20 protein-coding genes and 2 pseudogenes are annotated in these 25,417 nt (G+C 69.2%); 9 read left to right on the top strand and 13 right to left on the bottom strand.

Annotation, left to right across the window (positions count from 1 at the left end; translation table 11 throughout):
* Positions 1-361: 361 nt before the first annotated feature.
* Together NE235_RS23770 and aceA are read right to left on the bottom strand one after the other, a co-directional pair.
* On the bottom strand, positions 362-1,807 hold the full coding sequence (locus tag NE235_RS23770) for a M1 family metallopeptidase (protein ID WP_252806623.1): 1,446 nt from the start codon (positions 1,805-1,807) through the stop codon (positions 362-364).
* Positions 1,808-2,070: 263 nt separating this feature from the next.
* A complete protein-coding gene (gene aceA, locus NE235_RS23775) occupies positions 2,071-3,366 on the bottom strand; it encodes an isocitrate lyase (RefSeq protein ID WP_252806625.1) in 1,296 nt (431 codons plus the stop codon).
* A gap of 151 nt (positions 3,367-3,517) precedes the next feature.
* Here aceA and NE235_RS23780 point away from each other — a divergent pair, with 151 nt between their 5' ends.
* The gene (locus NE235_RS23780; RefSeq protein ID WP_252806629.1) at positions 3,518-4,954 is read left to right on the top strand and encodes a helix-turn-helix transcriptional regulator; all 1,437 of its coding nucleotides are present in this window, start codon (positions 3,518-3,520) and stop codon (positions 4,952-4,954) included.
* A 128-nt stretch (positions 4,955-5,082) separates the two neighbouring features.
* Positions 5,083-6,048 (top strand): glucosyl-3-phosphoglycerate synthase, encoded by a 966-nt coding sequence (locus NE235_RS23785; RefSeq protein ID WP_252806631.1) that lies wholly within the window; start codon positions 5,083-5,085, stop codon positions 6,046-6,048.
* 22 nt (positions 6,049-6,070) lie between these two features.
* Here NE235_RS23785 and NE235_RS23790 read toward each other — a convergent pair whose 3' ends face one another.
* On the bottom strand, positions 6,071-7,360 hold the full coding sequence (locus tag NE235_RS23790) for an MCE family protein (protein WP_252806634.1): 1,290 nt from the start codon (positions 7,358-7,360) through the stop codon (positions 6,071-6,073).
* A gap of 253 nt (positions 7,361-7,613) precedes the next feature.
* On the opposite strand from NE235_RS23790, the gene NE235_RS23795 reads away from it, so the two are divergent.
* Positions 7,614-8,843, top strand: coding sequence for an acyl-CoA dehydrogenase family protein (locus NE235_RS23795; RefSeq protein ID WP_252806636.1), 1,230 nt, complete (start codon positions 7,614-7,616; stop codon positions 8,841-8,843).
* Between the two features lie 60 nt (positions 8,844-8,903).
* On the opposite strand, the pseudogene NE235_RS38745 reads toward NE235_RS23795, so the two are convergent.
* Positions 8,904-9,191, bottom strand: a pseudogene (locus NE235_RS38745) (site-specific integrase); the annotation flags it as partial.
* Between NE235_RS38745 and NE235_RS38750 the strand changes: the two are divergent.
* Positions 9,115-9,339 (top strand): annotated as a pseudogene (locus NE235_RS38750) (IS110 family transposase); the annotation flags it as partial. The pseudogenes NE235_RS38745 and NE235_RS38750 sit on opposite strands and share 77 nt — an antisense overlap.
* A gap of 106 nt (positions 9,340-9,445) precedes the next feature.
* Entirely contained in the window at positions 9,446-9,613 is a 168-nt protein-coding gene (locus NE235_RS38755) for a hypothetical protein (protein WP_425542432.1), read from the top strand.
* Positions 9,614-9,622: 9 nt separating this feature from the next.
* Here NE235_RS38755 and NE235_RS23805 read toward each other — a convergent pair whose 3' ends face one another.
* From NE235_RS23805 to NE235_RS23815, 3 genes are read right to left on the bottom strand one after another with little or no spacing between them, the layout of a single operon-like run.
* A complete protein-coding gene (locus NE235_RS23805; RefSeq protein WP_252806637.1) occupies positions 9,623-10,441 on the bottom strand; it encodes a hypothetical protein in 819 nt (272 codons plus the stop codon).
* Positions 10,442-10,452: 11 nt separating this feature from the next.
* A complete protein-coding gene (locus tag NE235_RS23810; RefSeq protein WP_252806640.1) occupies positions 10,453-11,790 on the bottom strand; it encodes a vWA domain-containing protein in 1,338 nt (445 codons plus the stop codon).
* Positions 11,791-11,805: 15 nt separating this feature from the next.
* Positions 11,806-12,891: an AAA family ATPase gene (locus tag NE235_RS23815; protein ID WP_252806642.1), complete on the bottom strand. Its 1,086-nt coding sequence runs from the start codon at positions 12,889-12,891 to the stop codon at positions 11,806-11,808.
* Between the two features lie 372 nt (positions 12,892-13,263).
* On the opposite strand from NE235_RS23815, the gene NE235_RS23820 reads away from it, so the two are divergent.
* The 4 genes from NE235_RS23820 (at position 13,264) to NE235_RS23840 (ending at position 19,775) form a co-directional block, all read left to right on the top strand.
* Positions 13,264-14,037 (top strand): Clp protease N-terminal domain-containing protein, encoded by a 774-nt coding sequence (locus tag NE235_RS23820; RefSeq protein WP_252806644.1) that lies wholly within the window; start codon positions 13,264-13,266, stop codon positions 14,035-14,037.
* Positions 14,038-14,134: 97 nt separating this feature from the next.
* Positions 14,135-14,683, top strand: coding sequence for an MDR/zinc-dependent alcohol dehydrogenase-like family protein (locus NE235_RS23825; RefSeq protein ID WP_308206140.1), 549 nt, complete (start codon positions 14,135-14,137; stop codon positions 14,681-14,683).
* 537 nt (positions 14,684-15,220) lie between these two features.
* Positions 15,221-16,246 carry a LacI family DNA-binding transcriptional regulator gene (locus tag NE235_RS23835; protein ID WP_308206142.1) on the top strand — a complete coding sequence of 342 codons (1,026 nt, stop codon included), beginning with the start codon at positions 15,221-15,223 and terminating at the stop codon, positions 16,244-16,246.
* Between the two features lie 79 nt (positions 16,247-16,325).
* On the top strand, positions 16,326-19,775 hold the full coding sequence (locus NE235_RS23840) for a hypothetical protein (RefSeq protein WP_252806646.1): 3,450 nt from the start codon (positions 16,326-16,328) through the stop codon (positions 19,773-19,775).
* A gap of 121 nt (positions 19,776-19,896) precedes the next feature.
* Here NE235_RS23840 and NE235_RS23845 read toward each other — a convergent pair whose 3' ends face one another.
* From NE235_RS23845 to NE235_RS23870, 6 genes are all read right to left on the bottom strand, one after another.
* Complete coding sequence (locus NE235_RS23845; protein WP_252806647.1) at positions 19,897-20,592, bottom strand: TetR/AcrR family transcriptional regulator; 696 nt, start codon at positions 20,590-20,592, stop codon at positions 19,897-19,899.
* 82 nt (positions 20,593-20,674) lie between these two features.
* Positions 20,675-21,727: a branched-chain amino acid ABC transporter permease gene (locus tag NE235_RS23850; protein WP_252806649.1), complete on the bottom strand. Its 1,053-nt coding sequence runs from the start codon at positions 21,725-21,727 to the stop codon at positions 20,675-20,677.
* Entirely contained in the window at positions 21,724-22,596 is an 873-nt protein-coding gene (locus NE235_RS23855) for a branched-chain amino acid ABC transporter permease (RefSeq protein ID WP_252806651.1), read from the bottom strand. Before NE235_RS23855 ends, NE235_RS23850 begins: the two co-directional genes overlap by 4 nt.
* 69 nt (positions 22,597-22,665) lie before the next feature.
* On the bottom strand, positions 22,666-23,907 hold the full coding sequence (locus NE235_RS23860; RefSeq protein WP_252806653.1) for an ABC transporter substrate-binding protein: 1,242 nt from the start codon (positions 23,905-23,907) through the stop codon (positions 22,666-22,668).
* Positions 23,908-23,957: 50 nt separating this feature from the next.
* A complete protein-coding gene (locus tag NE235_RS23865) occupies positions 23,958-24,650 on the bottom strand; it encodes an ABC transporter ATP-binding protein (protein ID WP_252806655.1) in 693 nt (230 codons plus the stop codon).
* Positions 24,643-25,407, bottom strand: coding sequence for an ABC transporter ATP-binding protein (locus NE235_RS23870; protein ID WP_252806657.1), 765 nt, complete (start codon positions 25,405-25,407; stop codon positions 24,643-24,645). Before NE235_RS23870 ends, NE235_RS23865 begins: the two co-directional genes overlap by 8 nt.
* Between the last annotated feature and the right edge of the window lie 10 nt (positions 25,408-25,417).

Genomic DNA, 25,417 nt, shown 5'->3' on the forward strand with positions numbered 1-25,417 from the left:
GCCGCCGCTACGCCCGCCCCCATCAGCGTGGCAGCCGCTATGCTGCCGGCCGTTCTAGCGAATGAACCCATGAGGCTCCCCCCGAACAGAATGGACATTCCTCTTGTCGGTGATGAAGTGTCCTCGCGGCACCGCCGACATCGGATAGGGAAACATCGCGCGGGGCGTCACACCGCGTCCGGGCGTCGCTGAATTCCGATTCTTTATCGCCGTTGACGACTTTTTGAGCGGCCCGCTATTCGGCGGCCGGGGGAAAGCGTCCTGAATACGGAAAATGGGGGGACGGTCGGGGATGCTCGAAAAAGATCCGCCGGGGACCCCGAAGGATCCCCGGCGGAGTGAAGCGGCTCTGCGGGAGAGATCAGCCCTGCGGGAGGGCCGGCTTGCCGGGAGACCAGAGCCAGGTCGTGAAGAACCCGCTCAGGTCCTGTCCGGAGACCTTCTGCGCGAGCGCGGTGAACTGGTCGGTGGTGGCGTTGCCGTGGCGGTGCTGGGCCGCCCAGGTGCGCAGCAGGGTGAAGAAGGCGTCGTCACCGATCTTCTCCCGGAGGAACTCCAGCACCATGCCGCCGCCGCTGTAGACCCGGTCGTGGAACATGGTGTCCCGCTTCGGGTCGGCGATCACGACGTTCCACCAGTTGTCGGTCGCCGCGTGGTTGTTGTAGGTGACGCGGGCCTGGTCGTGCACGGTCCGGCCGCCGTGCTTCTCGGCCCAGTACCACTGGGAGAACGTCGCAAAGCTCTCGTTCAGCCAGATGTTGTTCCAGGTCTTCACCGAGACGCTGTCGCCGAACCACTGGTGCGCCAGCTCGTGCGCGATCGTGTTCGTGCTGCGCACGTCGGAGTACAGCGGCCGGGTCTGGGTCTCCAGCGAGAAGCCGATCGCCTGCCCGTTGTACGTCGCCAGGTCGCCGATCGCGCCCGTCGAGTCGAACGGGAACTTCCCGTACAGCTGGTCCCACAGGTCGGTGGCCTCGGCGGAGGTGTCCCAGAAGAACGCCATCGGGTCCGGGTGGTTCGGGTCGCGGCCCTTGAGCTTCGGGTCGATGGCGACCGTCTCGGGGATGCCGCCCGGCGTCCTGCCGTTCTTGAACTCCCACTGGCCGATGTCGGCGGTGGCCAGGTAGGTCGCCATCGGGATCTTCTCGTCCCAGACGAAGGTGCTCTGCGCGCCCTTCGTGTGCCGGGACAGGAGCCGCCCGTTCGCGATCACGCTGAGGTCCTTGGGCACCGTCACCGTGAAGGTGAAGGCGGCCTTGTCGCCCGGGTGGTCGTTGCTCGGGAACCACGTCGACGCGGCGTTCGGCTCGTCGCCCATGAACGCGCCATCGTCGGTGTGGACGAAGCCGTACGGCGAGCCGAACACGATCGGCGAGCCGACGATCGTCTGCGGCACGCCGCCGTACGTCACGCTGACGGTGAAGACGCGGTTCTTCCGCAGGCCGCTCTTCGGCGTGATGACGAGTTCCTGGCCGTCACGGGTGAACTTGGCCGCGTGCCTGTTCACCGTGACCTTGGAGACCGTGAGCTGCTGCAGGTCCAGGTCGAAGCGGGACAGGTCCTGCGTGGCCCGAGCCGTCATGGTGACGACGCCGTCGAGGCGCTTGGTCGAGGGGTCGTACTTCAGGTCGAGCCCGTAGTGCAGGGCGTCGTACCCGCCGTTGCCCTCCAGCGGGAAGTACGGGTCGCCGATGCCCGGGGCGCCGGGGGTGAAGTGAGGCCGCGCCGCGGCCGACGCGGCTGGGGCGAGGGCCAGCGCGGAGGCGAGGACCGCGCCGACGGCCACCAGACGGGATGTTCTGCGCATGTGGGGGGTTCTCCGTGCAGAAGATCAAGTGGACCTTGCGACTCTCGCGTACGAAAGGGGACGTTGTCCAGACCTTCCAGGAGCGAAAGCGGCTTACGGTCGTGATTCTGGTGAGGCGGAGAGACCATGCGACCGGAGAGACGGCGCACGCGGAGAGACGGCGCACGCGGAGGAAGGGCGGGCCGGAGAAGGGTGGGCCGAGACGAACACGCGGTGGCCCCCCGGGATGCCGGGGGCCACCGCGCCGACCTGGAGGGCGGTTCTCAGCGAGCGCCGGCGAACTGCTCCTCTTCGGTGGACCCCTTCAGCGCCACCGTGGAGGAGTCCGGCGAGATCGCCGTGCTGACCAGGTCGAAGTAACCGGTGCCGACCTCACGCTGGTGCTTGGTGGCGGTGTAGCCGTCCTTCTCGGCGGCGAACTCCGCCTCCTGCAGCTCCACGTAGGACGTCATGCCGTCGTGCGCGTAGCCCTTGGCGAGGTGGAACATCGAGTAGTTGAGCGAGTGGAACCCGGCCAGCGTGATGAACTGGAACTTGTACCCCATGTGCCCGAGCTCGCGCTGGAACTTGGCGATCGTGGAGTCGTCCAGGTGCTTCTTCCAGTTGAACGACGGCGAGCAGTTGTAGGCCAGCATCTGGTCGGGGTGCTCCGCCTTGATCGCCTCGGCGAAGCGCCGCGCCACGTCCAGGTCCGGCGTGCCGGTCTCCATCCACAGCAGGTCGGAGTGCGGGGCGTAGGCCAGGCCGCGGGCGATGCACGCCTCGATGCCGTTGCGCACGCGGTAGAAGCCCTCTCCGGTGCGCTCCCCGGTCGTGAACCGCCGGTCACGCTCGTCCACGTCGCTCGTCAGCAGCGTCGCGGCCTGGGCGTCGGTCCGCGCGATGATCAGGGACGGGACGCCGGCGACGTCCGCCGCGAGGCGGGCGGCGTTCAGGGTCTTGATGTGCTGGCCGGTCGGGATGAGCACCTTCCCGCCGAGGTGTCCGCACTTCTTCTCCGACGCGAGCTGGTCCTCCCAGTGCACCCCGGCGGCGCCGGCGGCGATCATGGCCTTCATCAGCTCGTAGGCGTTCAGCACCCCGCCGAAGCCCGCCTCGGCGTCGGCGACGATCGGCGCCAGCCAGTGCGGGGCGGACTCGTCGCCCTCGGCCCAGGTGATCTGGTCCGCGCGCAGGAGCGCGTTGTTGATGCGCCGCACGACGGAGGGGACCGAGTTGGCGGGGTAGAGGCTCTGGTCGGGGTACGTGTGCCCGCTGAGGTTCGCGTCCGCCGCCACCTGCCAGCCGGACAGGTAGATCGCCTTGAGGCCCGCCCGCACCTGCTGGACGGCCTGGTTCCCGGTCAGCGCGCCCAGCGCGTTGACGTAGTCCTCGTGGTGGAGCAGCCCCCACAGGCGCTCGGCGCCGAGGCGGGCGAGCGTGTGCTCCTCCTGCACCGAGCCGCGCAGCCGGATGACGTCCTCGGCGGTGTAGGTCCGCTCGACGCCGGCCCACCGCGGGTCGGTCTTCCACTCACGCTGCAGCTCTTCGGCTGCTCCCTTGAGGCGACGGTCGCTCATGGATACTGCCCTCCTTTGTCGTCCCCTGGGTGCTTGTGTCCTACTCTCAGGCTTCAGCGGCCCGTAGTGAACCGGTCAGTAACAAGAAGAACCGCACAAATTTCGCTACGATAAAGCTGTGACGGGCTTTCAAAAAGAAGAAGCGCTGAACTTGACGAATGGTCTAGACCTCGTGACGTTCGGCCAGCGGCTTCGGCACCTGCGGCGGGCACGCGGCTACACCCTCTCTGAGCTGGGAGAACGCGTCGGACGCGCGCCCTCGCAGCTCTCCCTCCTGGAGAACGGCCGGCGCGAACCGAAGCTGTCACTCCTCCAGGCGCTCGCCTCGGCGCTCGAGGTCCCCATCGAGGAACTCCTCCGCAAGCAGCCGCCGAACCGGCGCGCCCAGCTGGAGATCGCCCTGGAGGAGGCCCAGCGCGACCCCGTCTACCGCGCGCTCGGCCTGCCGCACCTGAAGGTCGGCAAACGGGTGCCCAACGACGTCATCGAGCACGTGCTGGCGCTGTACGACGAGGTCAAACGGAGCCGTACGAAACCGACCGCCAGTCCGGAGGACGCCCGCAAGGCCAACGCCGAGCTGCGCCGCCAGATGCACGAGCGCGGCAACTACTTCGGCGAGATCGAGCGGGTCGCGGCCAAGTCCCTGGAGGCCGCCGGCTACCGCGGCGGCGCGCTCTCCCAGGGCATGCTGCTGTCGCTCGTCACCCACTTCGGCTTCACCCTGAGGTACGTCCAGGACCTGCCGCGCTCGGTCCGGTCCGTCACCGACCTGCGCAACCGCCGCATCTACCTCGAACGCGAGCAGCTCGGCATGCACACGCCGCGCACGATCCTGCTGCAGACGCTCGGCCACATCGCGCTCGAGCACGCCGTGCCCCGGGACTTCGCGGACTTCCTCCGCCAGCGCGTCGAGGCCAACTACTACGCCGCCGCCACCCTCCTGCCCGAGCGGACCGTCGTGCCGTACCTCCAGGAGGCCAAGGCCGACCGCGAGCTGTCGATCGAGGACCTGTGCGACGTGTTCTCCGTCTCGTACGAGATGGCCGCGCACCGGTTCACCAACCTGGCGACCCACCACCTCGACCTGCCGGTGCACTTCACGAAGAACGACGAGAGCGGCACCATCTACAAGGCGTACGCCAACGACGGGCTGATCTTCCCCGCCGACGAGCACGGCGCGATCGAGGGCCAGCGGATGTGCCGGCAGTGGGCCGGGCGGCGGGTCTTCGGCGCCGACGACCGGTTCTCCGTCTACTACCAGTACACCGACACGCCCACCGGCACGTACTGGTGCCTGTCGCACATCGACCCCAGCCACGAGCGGGACTTCGCGATCACCCTCGGCGTCCCGTTCGAGCACTCCCGGTGGTTCCGCGGCAGGGACACCAACCGCCGGGTCCGGTCGGCCTGCCCTGACGGCGACTGCTGCCAGCGGCCCCCGGCCGAGCTGGCCCGCCGCTGGCAGGGGCACGCCTGGCCGTCGGCGCGCGCCCACTCGCACGTCCTCGCCGTCCTGCCGCCCGGCGCGTTCCCCGGAGTGGACGAGGCGGACGTGTACGCGTTCCTGGAGCAGCACGCCGAGAGCTGACACGCGTGCCCGGGAAGGAGCGGGCCGCCCGCCAGGTTTCCCCTCACTGTGATGCCGCCGAAACGAGGGTGAAACGCTGGCGGGCGTCAATGGGCCCGGAGTGCTGACGCAGGAGAGGGGACGATCAGTTGCTGCCCCAGGTACAGGCGTGGCTGCGCAACCGCATGAGCTCCGCGGCGGACTGGCCGGTGGACCGGCTCCTGGCCGCCAAGGGCGACACGACGGTGAGCGTCGTCCTGCCCGCCCGGAACGAACGCGCGACGGTCGGCGAGATCGTCGCGACGATACGGCGGGACCTCGTCGAGCGCGCCCCGCTCGTCGACGAGATCCTCGTGATCGACTCCCGGTCCGTCGACGACACCGCCGAGGTCGCGGCGGCCGCGGGCGCGCGCGTCGTGGCCCAGGACGCCGTGCTGGCCGAGCTGCCGCCGCTGTCCGGGAAGGGCGAGGCGCTGTGGAAGTCGCTGCACGCCGCGCGCGGTGACGTCCTGGTCTTCGTCGACGCCGATCTGCGCAACTTCTCATCCTCCTTCGTCAGCGGCCTGCTCGGCCCGCTGCTCACCGATCCGTCCGCGGAGTACGTCAAGGCCTGCTACGACCGCCCGCTGAACACCGGCGGGGTCTCCGTCGCCGGCGGCGGCGGCCGGGTCACCGAACTGGTCGCCCGCCCGCTGATCAACATGCACTGGCCGCTGCTCGCCGGGTTCGTCCAGCCGCTGGGCGGCGAGTACGCCGGACGGCGGGCCCTCCTCGAACGCGTCCCGTTCGTCACCGGGTACGGCGTCGAGCTCGGCCTGCTCATCGACGTGCTGGAGACCGCCGGCCTCGACGCGATGGCCCAGGTCGACCTCGGCACCCGCGAGCACAGCCACCAGTCGTCCGAGGCGCTCGGCGGCATGGCGGGCCAGATCATGCAGACCGCGTGGTCCCGGCTCGACCGGCAGGGCCGCATCGTGCCGCTCGAACCACCGTCGACCGTGCTGACTCAGTTCCGCCGCGACGGCGACGGCCACCAGGTGCGCATCCGCGACGTCTCCGTCGGCGAACGCCCGCCGATGGCCGAGGTCCGCGCCTACAGCGACTCGGCCGCCTGAGGCCCGCGTACGCCCGGCCGGCTCAGCGGGGAGACGGAGGGGCCAGGATGCCGCCGAAGGTCGGGTCCGGGTTCGCGCTCGCCGGCGTGCCGGTCTTCGCGGTCTTCGCGTTGCCGGCCGAGGTGCGCGCGGTGCCGCTGCCGTACGCGTCCGCCGGCGGCGGCACCACGTCGAAGTGCGTCGTCGCGGTGGTCAGCCCGGACAGGTCCAGCCCGATCTTGCTGAGCGGAGCACCCAGCGCGTTCAGCGGCTTGAGCAGCGTCTCGCACTGCTTGGGCGGCGCGCCGAGGGAGTAGGCCAGCGAGCACAGCCACATCGCGATGTTCTGCGACTGCATGAGGTTCAGCCGCGAGTGCAGCGTGCCGTCCTGGTAGTCATAGACGCCCATGGCGTTGGTGGCCGCCACCGGGGCCTTGTCCAGGAAGTTCTGCAGGGCCTGCTTCTCCTTGACGAGGATCCCGGTCACCTGGGCGAGCCCCTGGACGTTCGCGGCGATCTGCGACTTGTTCTCCTTGACGAACGCCGAGACCTCCTGCAGCGCGACCGTCAGGCTCTTCAGCGCCGCCCGCAGCTCGGCCCGCTCGCCGTTCAGGGTGCCGGAGACGGTCGCGAGGTTCTCGGAGAACGCCCGGATCTGCCGGTCGCTCGCGGCCATCGCCTGCGTGATCTTGGCGAGGTTGCGGACCGTCTCGCTGGCGTTGCCCCGGTTGTCGGCGAGGATCCGGCTGACCTCGGACAGGTCCTGCAGGGTCTGCTTGAAGTTCTCGCCCTGCCCGTCGAGGGTCTGCGCACTCGACTTCAGCAGCCGCGACAGCGCGCCGTTGGCGTTGGCGCCCTGAGGCCCGAGCGCCTTGGCCAGATCGTTGACCGACTGGTTCGCGTCGTCCAGCTCGACCGGCACGGCCGTGCTGGACAGCGGCAGCGTGGCACCGTTCTTGAGGGCCGCCCCACCGCGGTACACCGGCGTGAACTGGATGTAGCGGTCGGCGACGAGGGACGGGACGATGATGACCGCCTGGGCGCCGGCCGGGATCTTGCGCTTGGCGTCGTACGCCATCGCGACCTCGACCATGTTGCCCTTGGGGGTCACGCGGGTGACCTTGCCGACCTTTACGCCGAGCACGCGGACCTCGGTGCCGCGGTAGACGCCGGTGGCGCGCTCGAAGTACGCGGTGACGTTGGTCTGCTCGCCCCTGGGCCAGAAGACGGAGACCAGGGCGGCGACGAGGACGACGGCCAGGACGGCCGCTCCGTACGCCAGCACGCGGGTGGGGCGGGAATCCCGACGGCGGGGGGAACCGGGCGAACCCACTCAGACTCCCGTTCTTCCGGGCGACCAGGACACGAGGTGCGGATGGCGAAATAAGTTATCTCTTACCTCGCTGGGAGCGTACCGCTCGTTACAGCCTCGTGACTCTCATCGCATGAAGTCAATCCTCTCCAGGCCGTATTGTGACACTCGCCACCCTGTTACCGGCGGTAGCACCTCGGCCGCTAGGGTGAAAGCAGACAACGGGTCCAATAGCCGTGCCCGCCGCCCCTGGCCGGCCGTGAACGGAGGAAACATGTCGGACGACGGCACCCCGGCCTTCTCGCTCGAGTTGGGCGAGGACGTTCGGGCGGTCCAGGAGTGGGTCCACGAGTTCGCCAAGGACGTCATCCGCCCTGCGGGCCACGAGTGGGACGAGCGCGAGGAGACGCCCTGGCCGATCCTCCAGGAGGCCGCCAAGATCGGGCTCTACTCCCTCGACTTCTTCGCCGGCCAGTGGTTCGAGCCATCCGGCCTCGGCATCCCCGTGGCGTTCGAGGAGCTGTTCTGGGGTGACGGCGGCATCGGCCTGTCCATCGTCGGCTCCGGCCTGGCGGCGGTCTCCGTCGCCGCGACCGGAACGAATGAGCAGATCGGCGAGTGGGTGCCGCAGATGTTCGGGACCGCCGACGACATCAAACTCGGCGCGTTCTGCGCCTCCGAGCCCGACGCCGGCTCCGACGTCGGCGCAATCCGCACCCGCGCGGAGTACGACGAGGCCAAGGACGAGTGGGTGATCAACGGCACCAAGACCTGGGCGACGAACGGCGGCATCGCCAACGTCCACGTGGTCGTGGCCTCCGTCGACCCCGAGCTCGGCACCCGCGGCCAGGCCAGCTTCATCGTGCCGCCCGGCACCCCCGGCCTCTCCCAGGGCCAGAAGTTCAAGAAGCACGGCATCCGCGCCTCCCACACCGCCGAGGTCATCCTCGACAACGTCCGCGTCCCCGGCTCCTGCCTCGTCGGAGGCAAGGAGAAACTCGACGAGCGGCTCGCCCGCGTCCGCGAGGGCAAGCGCGCCGCCGGCCAGGCCGCCCTGCGCACCTTCGAGGCGTCCCGCCCGACCGTCGGCGCCATGGCCGTCGGCATCGCCCGCGCCGCGTACGAGTACGCCCTCGACTACGCCCGCGAGCGCGAGCAGTTCGGCAAGAAGATCGGCGACTTCCAGGCCGTCGCCTTCAAGCTCGCCGACATGAAGACCCAGATCGACGCGTCCCGCCTCCTCGTCTGGCGCGCCGCGTGGATGGCCCGCAACGGCAAGGACTTCTCCAGCGCCGAGGGTTCGATGGCCAAGCTCCACGCCGGCGAGACCGCCGTACGGGTCACCGAGGACGCCATCCAGATCCTCGGCGGCAACGGCTACACCCGCGACTACCCCGTCGAACGCTGGCACCGCGACAGCAAGATCTTCACCATCTTCGAGGGCACCTCGGAGATCCAGCGCCTCGTCATCGGCCGCACGATCACAGGATTGCCGGTCCGCTAGCGGGACCGTCATCGAGAACCGGCCGCACCGCTGAGGTTCCTGTGGGACGTCGCGCAAGTACCGCCGGGCCGTCTCCACGGAGGCGTGGCCGAGGAACGCCTGCAGTTTCAGCAGGTCAGCCCCGCGCCGGTAGGCTGCCGTGGCGGCTGTTACCCGCAGCGAGTGCGGGCGCAAGCGGTTGGCGCCGGGGAGGTTCGCCGCGGCGGCTAGACGCCGGATCACCCGGTGCGCGGACGGTTCGGTCCAGCGGGCCCCCGCCGACGTCGCCAGCGTGGTTGGGTCAGACCCGGGCGGGAGGCGCTCATCTACATCATCACTGTCAGTTGTCCCTACCGACGCCTTGATCATCGCTGGCCAAGCCCGGATGCGCCGGGATTTGACCGTGCTGCGGGGCGATGACGAACTGGTAGTGGAGTTGCGGCTGCTGGTGGCCCGCCACCGCGACCTGGCCGCTGACCGGACGCGAGCCATCAACCGGCTCCACGATCAGATGCCGGCCATTTGCCCCGCGCTCGAACGTGGCCTCGAACTGACCGACCAGGGCCCGCTGATCCTGCTGACAGGCTTCCAGACCCCTGCCGCACTCCGCGAGATCGGCGTCGATGCTCTGCCCGGACTCCCGGCGCTTCTACGACCACGAACGAGCCGAAGGCGAACGCCACACCCAAGCAGTGCTCGCCCTCGCCCGCCGACGCGTCAACGTCCTGTGGGCCCTGCTCCGCGACGGCCGCACCTACCAGCCGACACCTCCCCTGACCCTCGCCGCTTGACGAACCCGATCAAGAGTCGAGCTCCTTGCCGCGCAAGTTGCGAAGCACTTCGGCCTGCTCGGCCGTGACGCCCTTATCACGTTGCGCGACCGCCTCCTCGGGGCTGAGTCCCGAGCCGATCCAGGACGCGGCCTCGTCGAACGGAATGCCCGCCCGCCACCACTTCCTGGCCACCGTCATCGGTGTCTCGCCATGACGGGTGAGTCGGCCCGCCTCGATGGGCTGAAGCCCGAGCTCCTTCCAGTCGACCGCCTCAGTGGCCCCGACGTTGTGCGTCGCCCAGGCGACGGCCTCGTCGTCGACCCACTGCCGGGTGATGTAGCTGTACATCACCTCGGTCTTGGCGGCGCGTACCTTGCTGATGAACTTCTGTGCGTCGTCCTGGTCGCCGGTGCCCATGTCGAAGCCGGCGAAGCCGCCGTGCGACTCGCCCGGCGTCGCGACGCCGCCCTCCATCGCCTGCGAGCCGCCGCGCAGCTCGGCGAAGGCCTCGTCCGCGGTGAGACCGCCGGCCTTGAGCTTGATCGCGTCTTCGAGGGTGAAGCCGAACTCGTGCCAGTGCACGACCTCGTCGGCCTCGACCCCGGCGCCCTGCCACTGGCCGACGGTCGCCGGTGTCACCCCGGCCGACGCCCAGCGCGCCGCCTTGAGCGGCTCGTTGACGCCGGCAGACCGCCACAGGGCGGCGTCCTCGGCCCCGATGCCCCAGCGGAACCATTCGCGCGCCTGGTCACCGGGGACGCCGTTGACCCGGTACGCCGTCGGGTCGAACTCGCGGTCGCCCCCCGAGGAGCCTTCTCCACGCCCGTCGTCGATCGTGTTGGCCATTACGCTGCTCCTTAGTCGTCGTGCTGGTCTCCGATGAGTACGCTGTCCGCCCAGTCAGGTGCCTCGCCCGTCGGGTCCATCAGGCCGATGACGACGCGGGTCTTGCGCGGCGGCGTGTTCGGCCACGGGCTGTGCCCGTCAGTGAGGGCCACGATCAGGTCCGGCCGCGGACGCAGGTTGACCGCGGCGGCCAGCCCGGTGCGCATGTCCGTCCCGCCGCCTCCGGCCAGCCGCAGGTCGGCGACCTGGTGCACGGCCTGCGGTGCGTACGCCTCCACATCACAGGTGATCACCTTCAGCTGGCCGCGGCCGATGCCGAGCCCGTGCAGCACCCCGTTGACCTCGCCGAGGGCCTGCCCGAGCATCGCGTCGCTCATCGAGCCAGAGGTGTCGATCACCACTGCGACCACCGGCAGCGGCTGGTGCATGCTGGGCATGATCACGCCGGGCAGGGCGGCGGCGCGCCGGGACGGCTTGCGGTAGGTGAAGTCGACCCGTCCGGCGACGTTGGCCACGCCGCGGCGGACCTGCGCGGCCAGCACCCGGCGCCAGTTCACCGATGGTTCGAGCAGGTCGGTGGCCCAGCGCAGCCAGCCCGCCGGGATGTCGTCGCGCGACTTGATGTGGTCACGGATCCGCCGCGCGGTCTCCAGCGAGGTCAGCTGGGCGCCGAACTTCGACAGCCCGGGCCAGCCGCAGTTCCACGGCCGCGGCCGGCCGTCGCAGCCGGTGCCGCAGTCGACGTCGGCCAGCGCCTGCGGGACGGGCTCGGCGCGTTCGCCGAGCGCGGTCCAGTAGTGCTCGGACGTCTGGCCCGCCTCTAGGCCCAGGCGCTCCGGCGCCACGCTGTCGTCGGGCGGCGGCCGGCCCGCCACGGCCGCCGCGTCGGCGATCTCGGCGTCGGCGGACAGATTCCAGCGCCGCTGGTCGGGGTTGCGTGTGCTGGTGGGCTCCGGCGCGTCGTCGTCACCGAAGCTCAGCGCGCCGGGGTAGCGGGCGGCGTGCTCGCGCAGCAGGTGCGTCACCTGGTGGATCAGCCAGAAGCCGATCTGCGGCACCTCCAGCGCGCGCAGCGTCGCCGGGCCGATGTACACGTGCCATTCGGTGTCGGTGGGAAAGCGGCTCACGTCGATCGGGGCCCCGGCAGGTGCGTCCCGCAGGTCCCGGTCCAGGACGTCGACGTCGTCACCCACGGCTTGGGCGTCGGTGGCCGTGGCGTCGACCACCACTGGGTCGAGGGTGAGCAGCGCCGTGGACAGGTAAGGCGCCTGGTGCGCCGCCCACACCCGGGCGGCGGCCCACTTCTGGCGCTCTTCCAATGGCAGTTCGTCGGTTCGATGGCAGCGCATCCGCGGATCACCCCGTCACATCAGGCCGGCCGTCCGCAGCACCGGCGCGAGCTCGACGAGCGTGGCCGGGATCTGCATGTTGGGCGGCCGATTCGAGGCGAGGGTGCGGGCGACGAGCGTGGCGACGTCGGGCGCGGACTTGGCCGCCTTGGCCACCACGACCCAGGCCCGGTCCCAGGCGGCCGGGTCGTTCTCGGCGACGGCGACCGCGGCGACCGCGGTGAGCACCGCGAAGATCCGGTCGCTGCGCGTCGGCAGCTCGTAGCGGTCGGGGGCGGCGAGCACCGCCATCGGGTCGGGCAGGTCGAGGTTCTCCAGCCAGGACAGGAACTCCAGCGCCGCGGCCTGGCCGACCGCGCCGGCCACCAGGATCGCCTGGGCGTCATGCGAAGCACCCGCCGCCTCGCACGCCGCGAGCAACTGCGCCACGGCCTCCCAGGACCGCGGGCTCGGCCAGCCCTGGCCGACCGCGGTGCCCTTCGGCATCTGCAGCGCCAGCCCCGGCCGTACCTCCAGAAAGCTCGCCACGGACGCGCGGGCGGTCAGTTTCTGTGCCATGGTGGCCGGACGCTCGAAACCGAACAATGGTGGCTTGGGAAAGCCGACCGCCAATCCGCGGGCGATATGCTTGGCGTTTATCGGCCAGTCCAGGTGCACCAGCCGGTTGGCGAGCGGAGCGGCCAGTTCCCAGCCGTCGGCGGCCTCGTCCGGATGATTGGCTGCGGCGACGATGCGCACCTCTTCGGGCAATTGCAGATCGCCCACGACGCGCTCCAGGACGATACGCAGCATCGCCGCCTGCACCGCCGGGGGAGCGGTGGTCAGCTCGTCCAGGAACAGCAGCCCGTGTCCCTCCTTGGCGAGCCGCTGCGCCCAGCTCGGCGGGGCCAGATCGACGGCGCCGTTGGAGACGACGGGGAGGCCGGCGAAGTCGCTGGGCTCGCGGATCGAGCCGATCACCACCTCCACGGGCCAGTCGAGAACGTCGGCGAGCGCGGTGACCGCCGACGTCTTGCCCGTACCGGGATGACCCCACAGCAGCACCGGAACACCCGCCGACACCGCGATGGACATGGCCTCGATCACCACAAGACTGCCCACGTGCCTACCCATCCTCCGCTGGTCGTTCCTACGTCGCCACCTACGGGATGACCCCACCCCTTGGGGTGCTATATAACCCCATGCGATTCCGACGATAGCGAACCGCGCCTTGGTCTGCCAGCGTGCCCGGGGCTTGCTGGGTGTGGAGGGCGTGGGGGCCTTTGACGATTTCTTCGAGTTGGTTGCACCTCCTGGACGACGACGGCGTCATCGAGGAACTGCGTGATCTCGCCGGCACCGACGCCAGCCTCCTCGGCGACGAGGAGCTCCTTCCGGCCACTTCTAGCGCATGAGGCTGTCCGGCTCCCCGGTGACCCCGTTGGGGTAGGTTAGGGTTATAACCACAGGGTGCCCATGGGTCGGGAGCGTGTCATGCCGAAGATCAACGTCTACCTTCCCAAGGAGCTGGCGCAGGCCGTCAAAGAGGCCGGCATTCCCGTGTCGGCGGTCTGTCAGCGGGCCCTGAGGCAGGCGGTGGAACGGGCGACCGCGGCCCATGAGGCGGCATCCGCCCACTTGGCCGCCACCGAGCTCTCCACCCACCTGGACAGCGACCTGCTGGTCTCCGCCATAGGCGCGGCAACCGCGCTGGCCCGTTCGGGGCGAGCGCGCACGGTAGGCACCGGGCATCTGCTCAGTGTCCTGCTCGCTGACGGCGACAGCCGCGTGACCGCGGTGCTCGACGCGATCGGCGTCTACCCGGACGAGGTCGTACGAGAGGTCGCCCGCCAGTCGGCCGATGAGCCGGGCCTGCCCGGTGTCGAACCCGGGGAGCGGCTCAGCGTCCCGGCATCGGAGGCCGTGGCGTTCGCGGTCGCTGAGGCGCAGGCGTCGGACGGCGACGACATCGGCCCGGAGCATCTACTCCTCGGCCTGATCGCCGAGCAGGACGGCGTCGCGAGCAAGGTGCTGCGCGCGCAAGGCGCCAAGCTGTCCGCGGCTCGTCAAGTGGTAACAGGCCTGGCCCGGGCGACCGATGCACGCCGCCCCTCCGGCGGTTCTCTCGACGCAGTTGTGAACGAGTTCGCCGAAGCGCTCGTGGCCGCCGTCAACGAGAAGGTCGAGCCACTGATCGACCGCGTCGACCGGCTGGAATGGCGCATGGCCGCCAACTTTCTGGACGCAAGTCCCCGTCCGCGCCGATAACGCCATAGCCGGGCTGATCCTCAAGGCTCTCCCGGCAGTTCCACCGCGTCCCTCTGATCACCGGATCCGAGCGCTGGCACACATATTCGCCGGCGCCGTGCTCGCTCCCGAAACCGCCCTGGTGGATTGGTCTGCGCTCCAGCTCCCGGACCATTTCCGTGCGCTTACCGTGCACAAGGACGAGGTCGGGCTGTTCGAGGATCTCGACTCCACCGACCGCGACCCGCGCCGGTCTTTGCACGTCGAGGACGTCGCGGTACCCGAGCTGGGGCCCGGCGAGGTGATCGTCGCCGTCATGGCGAGCTCGATCAACTACAACACGGTCTGGTCGTCGATTTTCGAGCCGCTGCACTCGACGGCCTACCGCCGGCTCGTGTCCCGCAATGGCGCCGATCTCAAACAAGGCGATGTCGTGGTGGTCTGGGGAGCCTGCGGCGGCCTCGGCTCGTACGCGGTCCAGCTCGCCCTCAACGGCGGCGCGACTCCGGTCCACGCCCAACCGCAAGGAATGGCGAAGGCTCGGCGGCTACATCCGCGACCTGACCGGTGGCGAAGACCCCGACCCTCACCGTCATTAGGCCGCCCCTCTCACCGTCGCCTGGGCACGAACGCGAGGCGTGTGTTGACAGGGGTCGTGCTTCGGTGACGGTGGTGGCTGCGGCGAGGTTGGGGGTTTACCTCGCCAAGGGACGACCTCGCTGGAGCCGCCGACCGGAGCCGGCCGCGCTCACCGCCGGCTCGCCGCCAAGCCCGGTGTCGGCGGCGCTCCCAAGGGGAGCACGGATGAGGAGCACTTCAGAAGCACGTCAGGTCATGCTCGGGCGCCGGAGGAGCCGACGGCGTTCAGATCGCGCGCCGAGCTGAGGGTGCCGCCCTGCCCCCGCCGCCGGAAGGTCATGTGTTCCGGGCTCTCCCCGCTTCAGCCCAAGGGGTGGGGGAGAAGGGGAAGCCGGGGACTGTAAGGCCGATCGCGGTCGAGCGGTCGAGCGGTCGGGGTCCGGCGGGTGCGGTGAGTGAAGCTGACCTGCTCTGTTTGTCTAGCGTTAAAACATCAGGTTCTGGGACAACCCCTTGACGGCGCAGGGCGGACTCAGTAGCTTGTGCCAATCTTTTTAACGTTAAATCCCAGGAGATGGCGATGGTTTCGCAGCACACGTCTCGGGGGCCCGCGCCGCATGGGCATGTGACCTTGGCGCAGGTGGCGCAGCGGGCGGGGGTGTCGGCGCAGTCGGTGTCGAACGCGTTGAACAACCCGGACCGGGTGGCGCCGGAGACGCGGAAGCGGATCCTGGCGGCGGTGGCGGAGCTGGGGTACGAGCCCAACCTGTCGGCGCGGGCGTTGCGGAACCGGAGCTCGTCGCTGATCGCGTTCAAGATGCGTCCGTCGCGGCCGGACAAGGCGTCGTTGCTGATGGACGACTTCCTCTACGCACTGAACGCCGCCGCGGTCGAGGCCGGGTACCACCTGATCCTGTGTCACGCCGAGGACGGCCAGGCCGGCGAGATCAAGGCGTACCGGGACCTGTTGAAGAAGACGTCCATCGACGCGTTCATCCTGGCCGAGACGCACCGCAACGACGACCGGGTCGCCGCACTGCGGTCCTGGGGTGTGCCGTTCGCGTCGTTCGGCCGGTCCTGGGACGGCGACGACAGCCTGGCGTGGGTCGATGTCGACGGCCGCGCCGGTACCCGTGCCGCCACCGAACACGTGGCCGCGCAGGGGCATCGGCGGATCGGCCACATCGGCTGGCCGGCCGAGTCCGAGCTCGGCCAGGAACGTCGCGAGGGCTGGCTCGAAGCGTGCCGGCAGCGCGACCTCGAGACCGACCTGCAGGCCGCGGTGGTGGACTCGCTGGAGGCCGGCCGCCAGGCCGCGCACCGCATGCTCGACTCGTCGCGCCCCGCCACCGCACTGGTCTGCGCGTCCGACACGCTCGCGCTCGGCGTGATGCGCGCCCTGCACGAGCGCGGCCTGCGGCCCGGGGTCGACGTCGCGATCACCGGGTACGACGACTCGCCGACCGCCGCCCTGGTGAGTCCGGGCCTGACCACGCTCCGCCAGCCGATCGACGAGGTCGGCCGGCACCTGATCCAGGCCGTCGACCGCTTGATGGCCGGCGATACCCGCGACCCACAGCACGTACTGCTGGAACCGGAGCTGATCGTCCGCGGCTCCAGCCTCCCCGGACCGCGCACCCGCGAGCCGTAGTACCGACCGAACTCCCGGCACGCGCCCGAGTCGCCGCTCCGGCGCGCGTCACTGTGCCAACCGCCTGAAGGGACACCAGATGAGAGCCGGATCGAGAGTGCTCGCGGCCGTCGCCGCAGGGGCGCTCGTGGTGACCGCAATGGTCTCCACCTCCACAGCCCGGGCGGCCGCGCCGCCGGCCGACCCGTTCGTGGTGAACGTCGAGAACCTCCCGAGCGGCCGCGCGGTCGCCGGCGCCATGGACCTGACCACGTACGGCGACCTGGACTGGGTGCATGTCACCGGGTCCGGCGTCGACCGCAAGGCCGGGACACCGTCGATCACCGTCGACGACCTGAACCCCGCCGGTGGCCGGACCCAGCTGGACGACAGCCCGGTCGCGTTCGGCTGGTCCGACGGCGCCGCACCGACCTCGGCGTCGGGCGTCACCACCGGCGGTGTCTTCAACTACGACACCACGACCGTCGGTGACACGACCGCCCACGACGCCGGCTACCGGATCAAGGTGCCCGCCGCGGACTCGCCACGGCGCCTGGTGTTCGTGGGTGGGATCTGGCAGGCCACCGGCGCCGTCACCGTCGCGGCGGCCGACGGCAGCGGCACGGCGTACACCACGCCGATCACCGCCGGCGGGACAGCGGCCGTGAAGCGCTACAGCGTGACCATCCGCCCGGGTGAAGGCGTCGTGGTCACGGCCAAGTTCGCCGCCAAGCTCCAGGCGGCCGGGAACCTGTCGCTGTCCGCCGCCGCACTCTCGCTGGTCAAGCCCGCCGCCGACCGGAGCCTGACCGCAACCGCGACACCGGTCTCGATGAACCTGACCGCCGAGGGCCCGGACGACTGGCTGCACCTCGACGGCTCGACGGTGAACCGCCGTACGGGCGTCCCGGACTCGACGCCCCGGCCGGCGGTCACGAACCGGCAGGCCGGCGGCGCGATCGGCGCCCAGAACGACAACCCGGTCAGCTACTCGTGGACGAACGGTACGCCGACCGCGGCCGAGCCGGGCACACGTCACGGCGGCATCTTCTTCGCCGACGGCGCGGGCGAGAACGTCGACCTGACCGCGCCGTACGGTTACGACCTCACCGTCCCGGCCGCGGCCGGAGGCCGTACGGTGCGCTTCGTCTCCGGCGCCTGGCGCGCCACGGCGAAGATCTCGGTCTACCTCAACGGTGCGACCACGCCGACGTTCGTGAGTACGGATCTGGTCAGCACCGACGCCTCGGTCACCAGGATGTTCGACCTCACCCTCGGCGCCGGCGACTCCGCCAAGATCAGTGCGCAGTTGCTCCGCAAGACGAACGGCTCCGGCAACGTCACCCTCGCGGGCGTGGCCGAGGCGAGTACGTCGGCCGACGGCTACCGCCGCCTGACCCAGGACCTGCTCACCCAGGCCGGTGCCGCCGACGTGTACGCCGCGACCGCGTCCGCGCAGAAGCAGCTGGACAGCGAGATCGCCTCGGCCAAGTCGACCCTCGCGAACAACTCGGCCCAGCGCGACGAGCTGCGGCTGTCGTACCTGTTGCTGAAGGCGGCCTTCGACGAGGCCGTGTCGTCCGCGGCCAACGCCGAGTACACCAGCGTGACGAACCCGGGGCTCACCTCGTCGTTCGGCTGGGAGGGCGACCTGAACGCGCCGATCGCGTTCATCGACGGCAGCTACCGGCTGCGCAGCCGGGGCAACGCGATGATCACCTTCGGGGTCCCGAACATCCCGGGCAAGATCAAGTGGTACAACAGCGAGGGCTACCTGCCGGCGTTCGTCAGTGAGTACGCCAAGGACGGCCTCGACATCAAGGTGCAGAACTTCGCCGACCTGGGGGTTGTCGGCGGCAACCGCTTCGAGGTCGCGTACTCGCGGATGACGGTCACCAACACGACCGCGAAGCAGGCACGGCTGCCCCGCGTCTCGAGCCGGCTGACCCCGCTGAACGCGGCGGCCGACCCGGCCGTGACGACGATCGACGCCGGCCAGACCGTGGTCCGCGACTACGCGGTCGCCGCCGACCGGTTCGACGGCACGTACGACTGGCCGACCGCGACACAGCTGCAGCAGCTCGGTGGCCTCGACCAGCACTACGCCCACATGCGCCAGTACTGGAACACCCGGCTGTCCGCGATCGCGGACATCACCGACCTGCCCGACAAGCGGCTGATCAACGCGTACAAGGCCGGCTACATCTACACGCTGATCATCCGCGACGACGTCAACGGTGAGAAGCAGCTGCACGTCGGCGAGAACGGGTACGACGAGATGTTCGACCACGACACGATCGGCATCGTGTCGACGCTCCTGACGATCGGCGACTTCACGTACGCGAAGGACTACCTGTCCACGCTGCCGGCACAGCTGCAGTACGACGACGCGAAGTGGAAGTACAGCTGGCCGTACGCCCTATACCTGCAGCGCACCGGTGACAAGGACTTCATCCGCAGCCGGTTCGCGACGATCAAGAAGAACACGCACACGATCGAGACCGACCGGATCGACGGCGGCAAGGGGATCATCAAGCAGACCGACGCGATCGACTCGCACGGGTACTGGACGATCGACAACTGGGCGGCGCTCACCGGTCTGACCACCTACCGTTACCTGGCCACGGCGCTCGGCGAGACCGACGAGGCGGCGTGGGCGAAGGCGGAGTACGACGACCTGCTGAAGGTCGCGACCAACCGGATCGACCAGACCATGCAGCAGTACGGGCTGGACTACATCCCGATCTCGATGGTCGAGCCGAACGAGACCGGTCCGCGCAAGGACCCGCGGGACGCGAACTGGGCCTCGATGTTCCTGTTCGGCCGGTGGGCCTGGGATGGCTACCTGTTCGGCGCCGAGCAGACCGGAACAATGATCAACAAGATCGACGCCACCTACACGCACGGTTTCGACCGGCGTAAGGGCATCTCGGACTCGATCTACAACTTCGGCGGCTACCCGCACGGGTACTTCTCCAGCGCATACAACGCCGGGTACGGCAGTTCCGCGCTGCGCGGTGAGCAGTACCGGGACCTGGGGATCAAGGCCTACCAGTACATGATCGACAAGGCGATGAGCGGTCCGTTCGGCTGGTGGGAGGGCGTCGACTACCCGAGCGCGAGCTCGCCGTGGGACATCGACCACGCCCGGGGCGGCGGCGGTTCGAACCAGCACATGTGGGGTCAGTCGACCGCCACCAAGGTGCTGTTCGACTCGCTGATCGCCGAGAAGTCGGACGGGTCGCTGATCATCGGCCGCGGCGTACCGAACGAGTGGCTCCGGACCGGCAAGAAGATCGGGCTCGACCGGTACCCGGTGCAGAGCGGAGGCCGGGTCGGCTACCAGCTGAAGACGGCCGGCACGACGGTGCACATTCAGTTCAGCGGTGACGTGTCGGACGTCGCGGCGTACAGCGTCGAGCTGCCGGCGTTGCGGGACAACATCGTGAACGTGTCGGTCAACGGTGCGGTCGTCGACCAGAAGGCCGGTACGGTCCGGGTTCCGGGCGGCACCAAGAACCTGACGATCGTCCTGCGGCACACCGTCTAGTAGAGCCCGACGACGGCCCCGGACCCGACGGTCCGGGGTCGTCCGCCGTTACCGGGAGGCCTCGGTGAACCGACCCGGCGCCGCCACGTTCAGCACGGCGATCACGGGAGGGCGCGGAAACTCAGAGCAGCTCCTCCGCCGCGTCTTTCAATGAGCTCAGGACGCGACGGGTCTGCGGCGCGTCGGGGAGGACCGCGAGGAGGAGCGGGGCGGTGGAGAAAGCCGATTGGTGCACCATGAGGCGGCGAACCCATTCCATGCCCGCCTCCAACGCGGCGACGGCGTCGGTCGCACCGCCACTGCGTGCCCAGTCTCCGAGAGCTGATCGGTGGATCGCGTCGACGAGGGCCGCGAGGGCGATCGGCTGGAAGGACGGGGTGTCCGGTGGGAGACGATCACGCAGGAACGAACGTGTAAGTGTCACGTATCGTTCATGTTCAATGACCTCTCGCTTCCGTAGCTCGGGAACGACACGCGCCAGTTTGTACCGCCGGAGGACGAGCTCCGGCCGACTGAGAAAGTCGCGCAGTGACTCTTCCGTGGCCGCGATGACGGCCTCGACCGGATCCGTATCAGGATCGGCATCGAGGAGGCAGCGCTGGACCAGCCCGATGCGTTCGGTGTGGTCCGGGAACGCGAGTTCGTCCTTGCTTTCGAAGTGCCGAAAAACAGTGCGCCGAGACACTCGCGATGCCTCCGCAACGGCTTCGACGGTGACATTTTCGTATCCCTCTTCGAGGAACAACGCCATCGCCGTTTCCGAGATCCGGTACTTGGTCTCAAGTATTCGCCGCGAAGTCACCGACAGGCCCCCCATCCTGACGTGGTGTGGTGCGGAGTCTAGTCTGCGCATTCGAGGTCCGCCGAACTCCGGGATCCCGCGCTGCGCCTGCTGCGGCTCACGGCCTGGGGCCCGCCGGGTCAGCGTCGGCCTGAGTGCGTCGCGGCGACGTTCGGCGTTGCAGCCAGGTCAGCCACTGGTGATGAACGGTGCCCCAGATTCCGCGGCGGAAGAGCAGCACGACGAGCACGAAGACCGTGCCGGTGACCAGGTCGATGCCGTCGAAGCCGGAGGAGGCGAGGTAGTCGGCGAGCATCACGACCAGGAACGCGCCCAGGATCCCTCCCCACAGCGTGCCGATGCCGCCCAGCAGTGTGATCAGCACGACCTCGCCCGAGGTGGTCCAGTGGAGCGTGGTCAGCGCGACGAAGCCGTGGCTGATGGCGAAGACCCCGCCGGCCAGGCCGGTAAGCCCGGCGGAGAGTACAAAGGCGATGACCTTGTACTTCTCCACGTCGTAGCCCAGTGCCCGTGCTCGCGGGGTGTTGTCGCGGATCGCCACCAGGACTCGCCCGAACGGCGAGTGCACGATTCGCCAGGCGGCCCACATGCCGAGCAGGAGTATCGGCAGGGCGGCGTAGTAGAAGTAGAACGACTCGGTCTCCACCAGCTCGATGCCGAAGAACCTCCGGGGCACGCCTTGCAAGCCGTTCTCGCCACCGGTCAGGCCGCTCCACTGGTAGCCGACGAAGTAGACCATCTGCCCGAAGGCGAGGGTCACCATCGCGAAGTAGATTCCCGACCGGCGCACCGACAGATAGGCAATGGGAAGTGCGAGGACCATCGCGAACACCGCGCCGCCGACGACGGCCACGGGGAACGGCACGCCGTAGTGCGTCGCGATCAGGCCCGTCATGTACGCCGAGCTGCCCCAGAACGCCGAGTGCCCGAAGGACAGCAGCCCCGTGTAGCCGATCAGGATGTCCAGGGCGATCGCGAACAGCGCCATCGCCGCGATGTCCATCGCCACCGGCGGGTAGACGAGCCATGGCAGCGCCAGGGCCGCCACCAGGCCGGTGGCCAGCAGAATCCATCGCCGCCGCGAGCCGCTCCCGACGATGGCGGCGTGCGCCTCGGTGACCGACGTCTGGCGAACCACGGACTGGGTCATCGCGTCGCCTCCTCGCGTCCGAACAGCCCGGCCGGGCGGACCAGGATGATCAGGGCCATCAGGACAAAGATCAGAATCTGCGCGAACGTCGGAGCGTAGGCCTGGCCGAACGCCTCCACCAGGCCCACCAGGAAGCCGGCGACCACGGCGCCGACGATCGAGCCGAGGCCCCCGATGACCACCACCGCGAACAGGATGATCGCGAAATTGTTCCCCATATCAGCCGTAATCGCGCGAAACGGTGCGGCAAGCACACCGGCCAGGCCGGCGAGCGCGACGCCGAAGCCGAAGACCGGGGTCACCCAGCGGCCCACGTTGACTCCCAGCGCTCGGGTGAGCTCGGGCTTCTCGGTCGACGCTCGGACGATCATGCCGACCCTGGTCCGCGTCATCAGCAGCCAGACGAGCACGCAGATCGCCACGGAGAACAGGAAGACGAACAGCTGGTAACGCGGCAGCACGACGCCGGCCAGTTCGGCGCGTCCCTGGAGTATCCCGGGAGGCTTGTACGGCAGCCCGGAGACGCCGTACTTCTGCTTGACCAGCTCAACGAGGACGAGTGTGAGGCCGAAGGTGAGCAGGAAGTTGTAGAGGGGGTCGAGCCGGAGCAGCCACTGCACGAACAACCGCTCCACCACGACGCCGAAGACGAACATCAGCACGGGCACCGCCAGCAGCGACCACCACAGCGTGAGGCCCAGGGTGTCGAGCAGGACGGCCGCGGTGACCGCGCCGAGCATGTAGAACGCGCCGTGGGCGAAGTTCACTACGCCCAGGACGCCGAAGATGATCGCCAGTCCAAGTGCGGCCAGCGCGTAGAAACTGCCGGCCGCCAGGCCCTGGACGGCGTACTGCAGCACTGCGTTCATAGGTTCCTTTCCCGCTGCCGACCCCGGGCATCGAAGGACGCCCGGGGGCTCGCGAACCGGACCACCCGCTCACATCGAGCAGCCGGATTCCTCAGCGGTAGGGAAGGCCTTCGCCGCGGGGATCGTGGTCACGATGTCCTCGTAATCCCAGTCCTCCTTCACCTGCGACGGCTTCTTGACTCGGGCCAGGTATGTGTCGTGGATGACGAGGTGGTCCTTGGCGCGAATCTCGCCGTTGTGCAGGAACACGTCATTGGTCTTCTTGCCCGCGAGCTCGCCGACCACCGCGTCGGCCTTGTCGGTCTTGGCGCGCTGGACCGCCTCCAGGTACTGGAGCGCCGCGGAATAGTTGCCGGCGTGCTCGAAGCTCGGGCGGGTTCCGGTCTCATGCTGGAACCGGTCGGCCCATGCGCGCGTTTCCTTGTCCATGTTCCAGTACCAGGGGTCGGTGAACATCGTGCCGGCGAACTGGTCGACCCCCAGCGAGTGGATGTCCGTGATGAGCATCAGCCCGACGGCCAGGTCGATGCCCTTCTCCTTCAACCCTGACGCGTTGAACTGCTTGACCATGTTGATCAGGTCGCCGCCCGCCTGCATCGTGCCGATCACGTCGGGCTTGGTGCTGCCGGCCTTGGTGAGGAAGGTCGCGAAGTTGTCGTTCGGGAACGGCGTCGGGATGGCGCCCTGCACCGTGCCTCCGGCCCCCTTGATCGCCTTGGTGAAGGACTTGGTCATGTCCTGGCCGAACTCGTAGTCGGGGTAGATGAGCTGCCAGTTCTTGTCGCCGTTCTCGGTGACGGTGGTGCCGGTGCCGTTGGCGAGCATGTAGGTGTCGTAGGCCCACTGGAAGGTGTACTTGTTGCACCGGGCGCCGGTCAGTTGGGTGGTCGCCGCGCTGACGTCGATGAACAGCTTGTGATGGTTCTTCGCCTGGGTGGCGACGGCCAGGGCCGCGGACGAGGTCGGCACGTCGAGGATGATGTCCGCCCCCTTGCGCTCGTACAGCTCCTGGGCTTTGGTGTTTGCGATGTCCGGCTTGTTCTGGTGGTCGGCCGACGTGACCTCGATGTCGTCGACGACCGCGGCGTCGCCGTACTTCTTCTTGTAGTCGGCCACCGCCATCTTGACCGCCTTGACGCTGCCCGGTCCCGACGCGTCCTTGTAGACGCCGGACTGGTCGTTGAGCACCGCGAGGACCAGCTTGCCGCCCGTGAAATCACCACCCGACGCCCCCGGTCCGCCACCGCAGGCGCCGAGGAGCAGTGCCCCCGTCATGGCCGCGGCGCCGGCCCGGATGTGCATGCTCTTCATGGTCCTTCTCCTCGTGTCATGTGGGGATGTGTCCTCGTGTGGTCGACCGGTCAGATGCCGAGGTGCTCGAGGAGCTGAACTTCGCGCCGCCGGAACTCGGAGTTGTCGAGGGCCTCGACGATGCGGCCCTGGCTGAGGAGGTAGTGCCGGTCGGCCACGGTGGCCGCGAACTTGACGTTCTGCTCGATCAGCAGCACGCTGACGCCGGTCTCCTTGATCTCGCGGATGATCGCCCCGATCCGGGCCACCACCACCGGAGCCAGGCCCTCGGAGGGCTCGTCCATCAGCAGCAGACGAGCACCGGTCCGGAGCACCCTGGCGATGGCCAGCATCTGCTGCTCCCCGCCCGACAACGTGGTGCCCGGCGCCTTGCGGCGGTCGGCGAGCACCGGAAACGCCTCGTAGACCCGGTCCAGCGTCCATGCCCGGTCGGAGACCTTGGGCGGGAGCAGCAGGTTCTCCTCCACGGTCAGGCCGGCGTAGATGCCGCGATCGTCCTGGACCCAGCCCATGCCGGCGCGGGCTCGCCGGTGGGCCGGCATGCCGGTGATGTCGCGGCCGAGGAAGGACACGGTGCCGCCGACCTGCCGGTGCAGACCGATCAGGCATCGCACCAGGGTGGTCTTGCCGGCGCCGTTGCGCCCGACCAGCGTGACGACCTCGCCCTCTCCCACGCTGAGGTTCACGCCGTGCAGCGCCTGCGCCTCGCCGTACCACGCCCGCAGACCGGTGACCTCAAGCATGATCGGCCTCGCCAAGGTAGGCGGTGATCACCCGTTCGTCGTTGCGGACCTCGTCGTAGGCGCCTTCCGCCAGAACCTTTCCCTGCTGGAGCACCGTCACCCGGTCGGCCAGGCTGCCGACCACGTGCATGTTGTGGTCGACGAACACCACGGTGCGCCCGGCCGCGATGCGACGGACCAGCTCGATGGTGCGGTCGACGTCCTCGATCCCCATCCCGGCCGTCGGCTCATCGAGAAGCATCACCTGTGGGTCCAGCGCCAGCACCAGTGCCAGCTCCAGGGCGCGCTTCTGCCCGTAGGCGAGCAGCCCGACCGGCTTGTCCGCCAGCGGCGTCAGCCCGACCTGTGCGAGCAGTTCGTCCACGCGGGCGCGATGCCTGCCGAGCAACTTCTGCGACCGCCAGAACCGGAACCCCTGGCGGGTGAGCCCCTGAAGAGCGAGTTCGACCTGCTCGCGGCTCGTCAGGTTCTCAAAGAGGCTGGTGATCTGGAACGACCTGGCCACACCGCGGCGCGCTACCTGCTCGGGCTGCTTGCCGGTGATGTCCTCGCCGAACACCGTGATCGTCCCAGACGTCGGGGCCACGAAGCCGGTCAAGAGGTTGAACAGCGTGGTCTTTCCCGCACCGTTGGGACCCACCAGCGCGTGCACGCCGCCCTTGTGAACCGTCAGGTCCACCGAGTCGACCGCGCGGAAGCCACGGAACACCTTCGTCAGGGCCTGTGTGCGCAACGCCATCCGACCGCTCGTCGTCACGCGACTTCCT

This window comes from Actinoallomurus spadix, assembly GCF_024055725.1.
Lineage (GTDB): Bacteria > Actinomycetota > Actinomycetes > Streptosporangiales > Streptosporangiaceae > Actinoallomurus > Actinoallomurus spadix.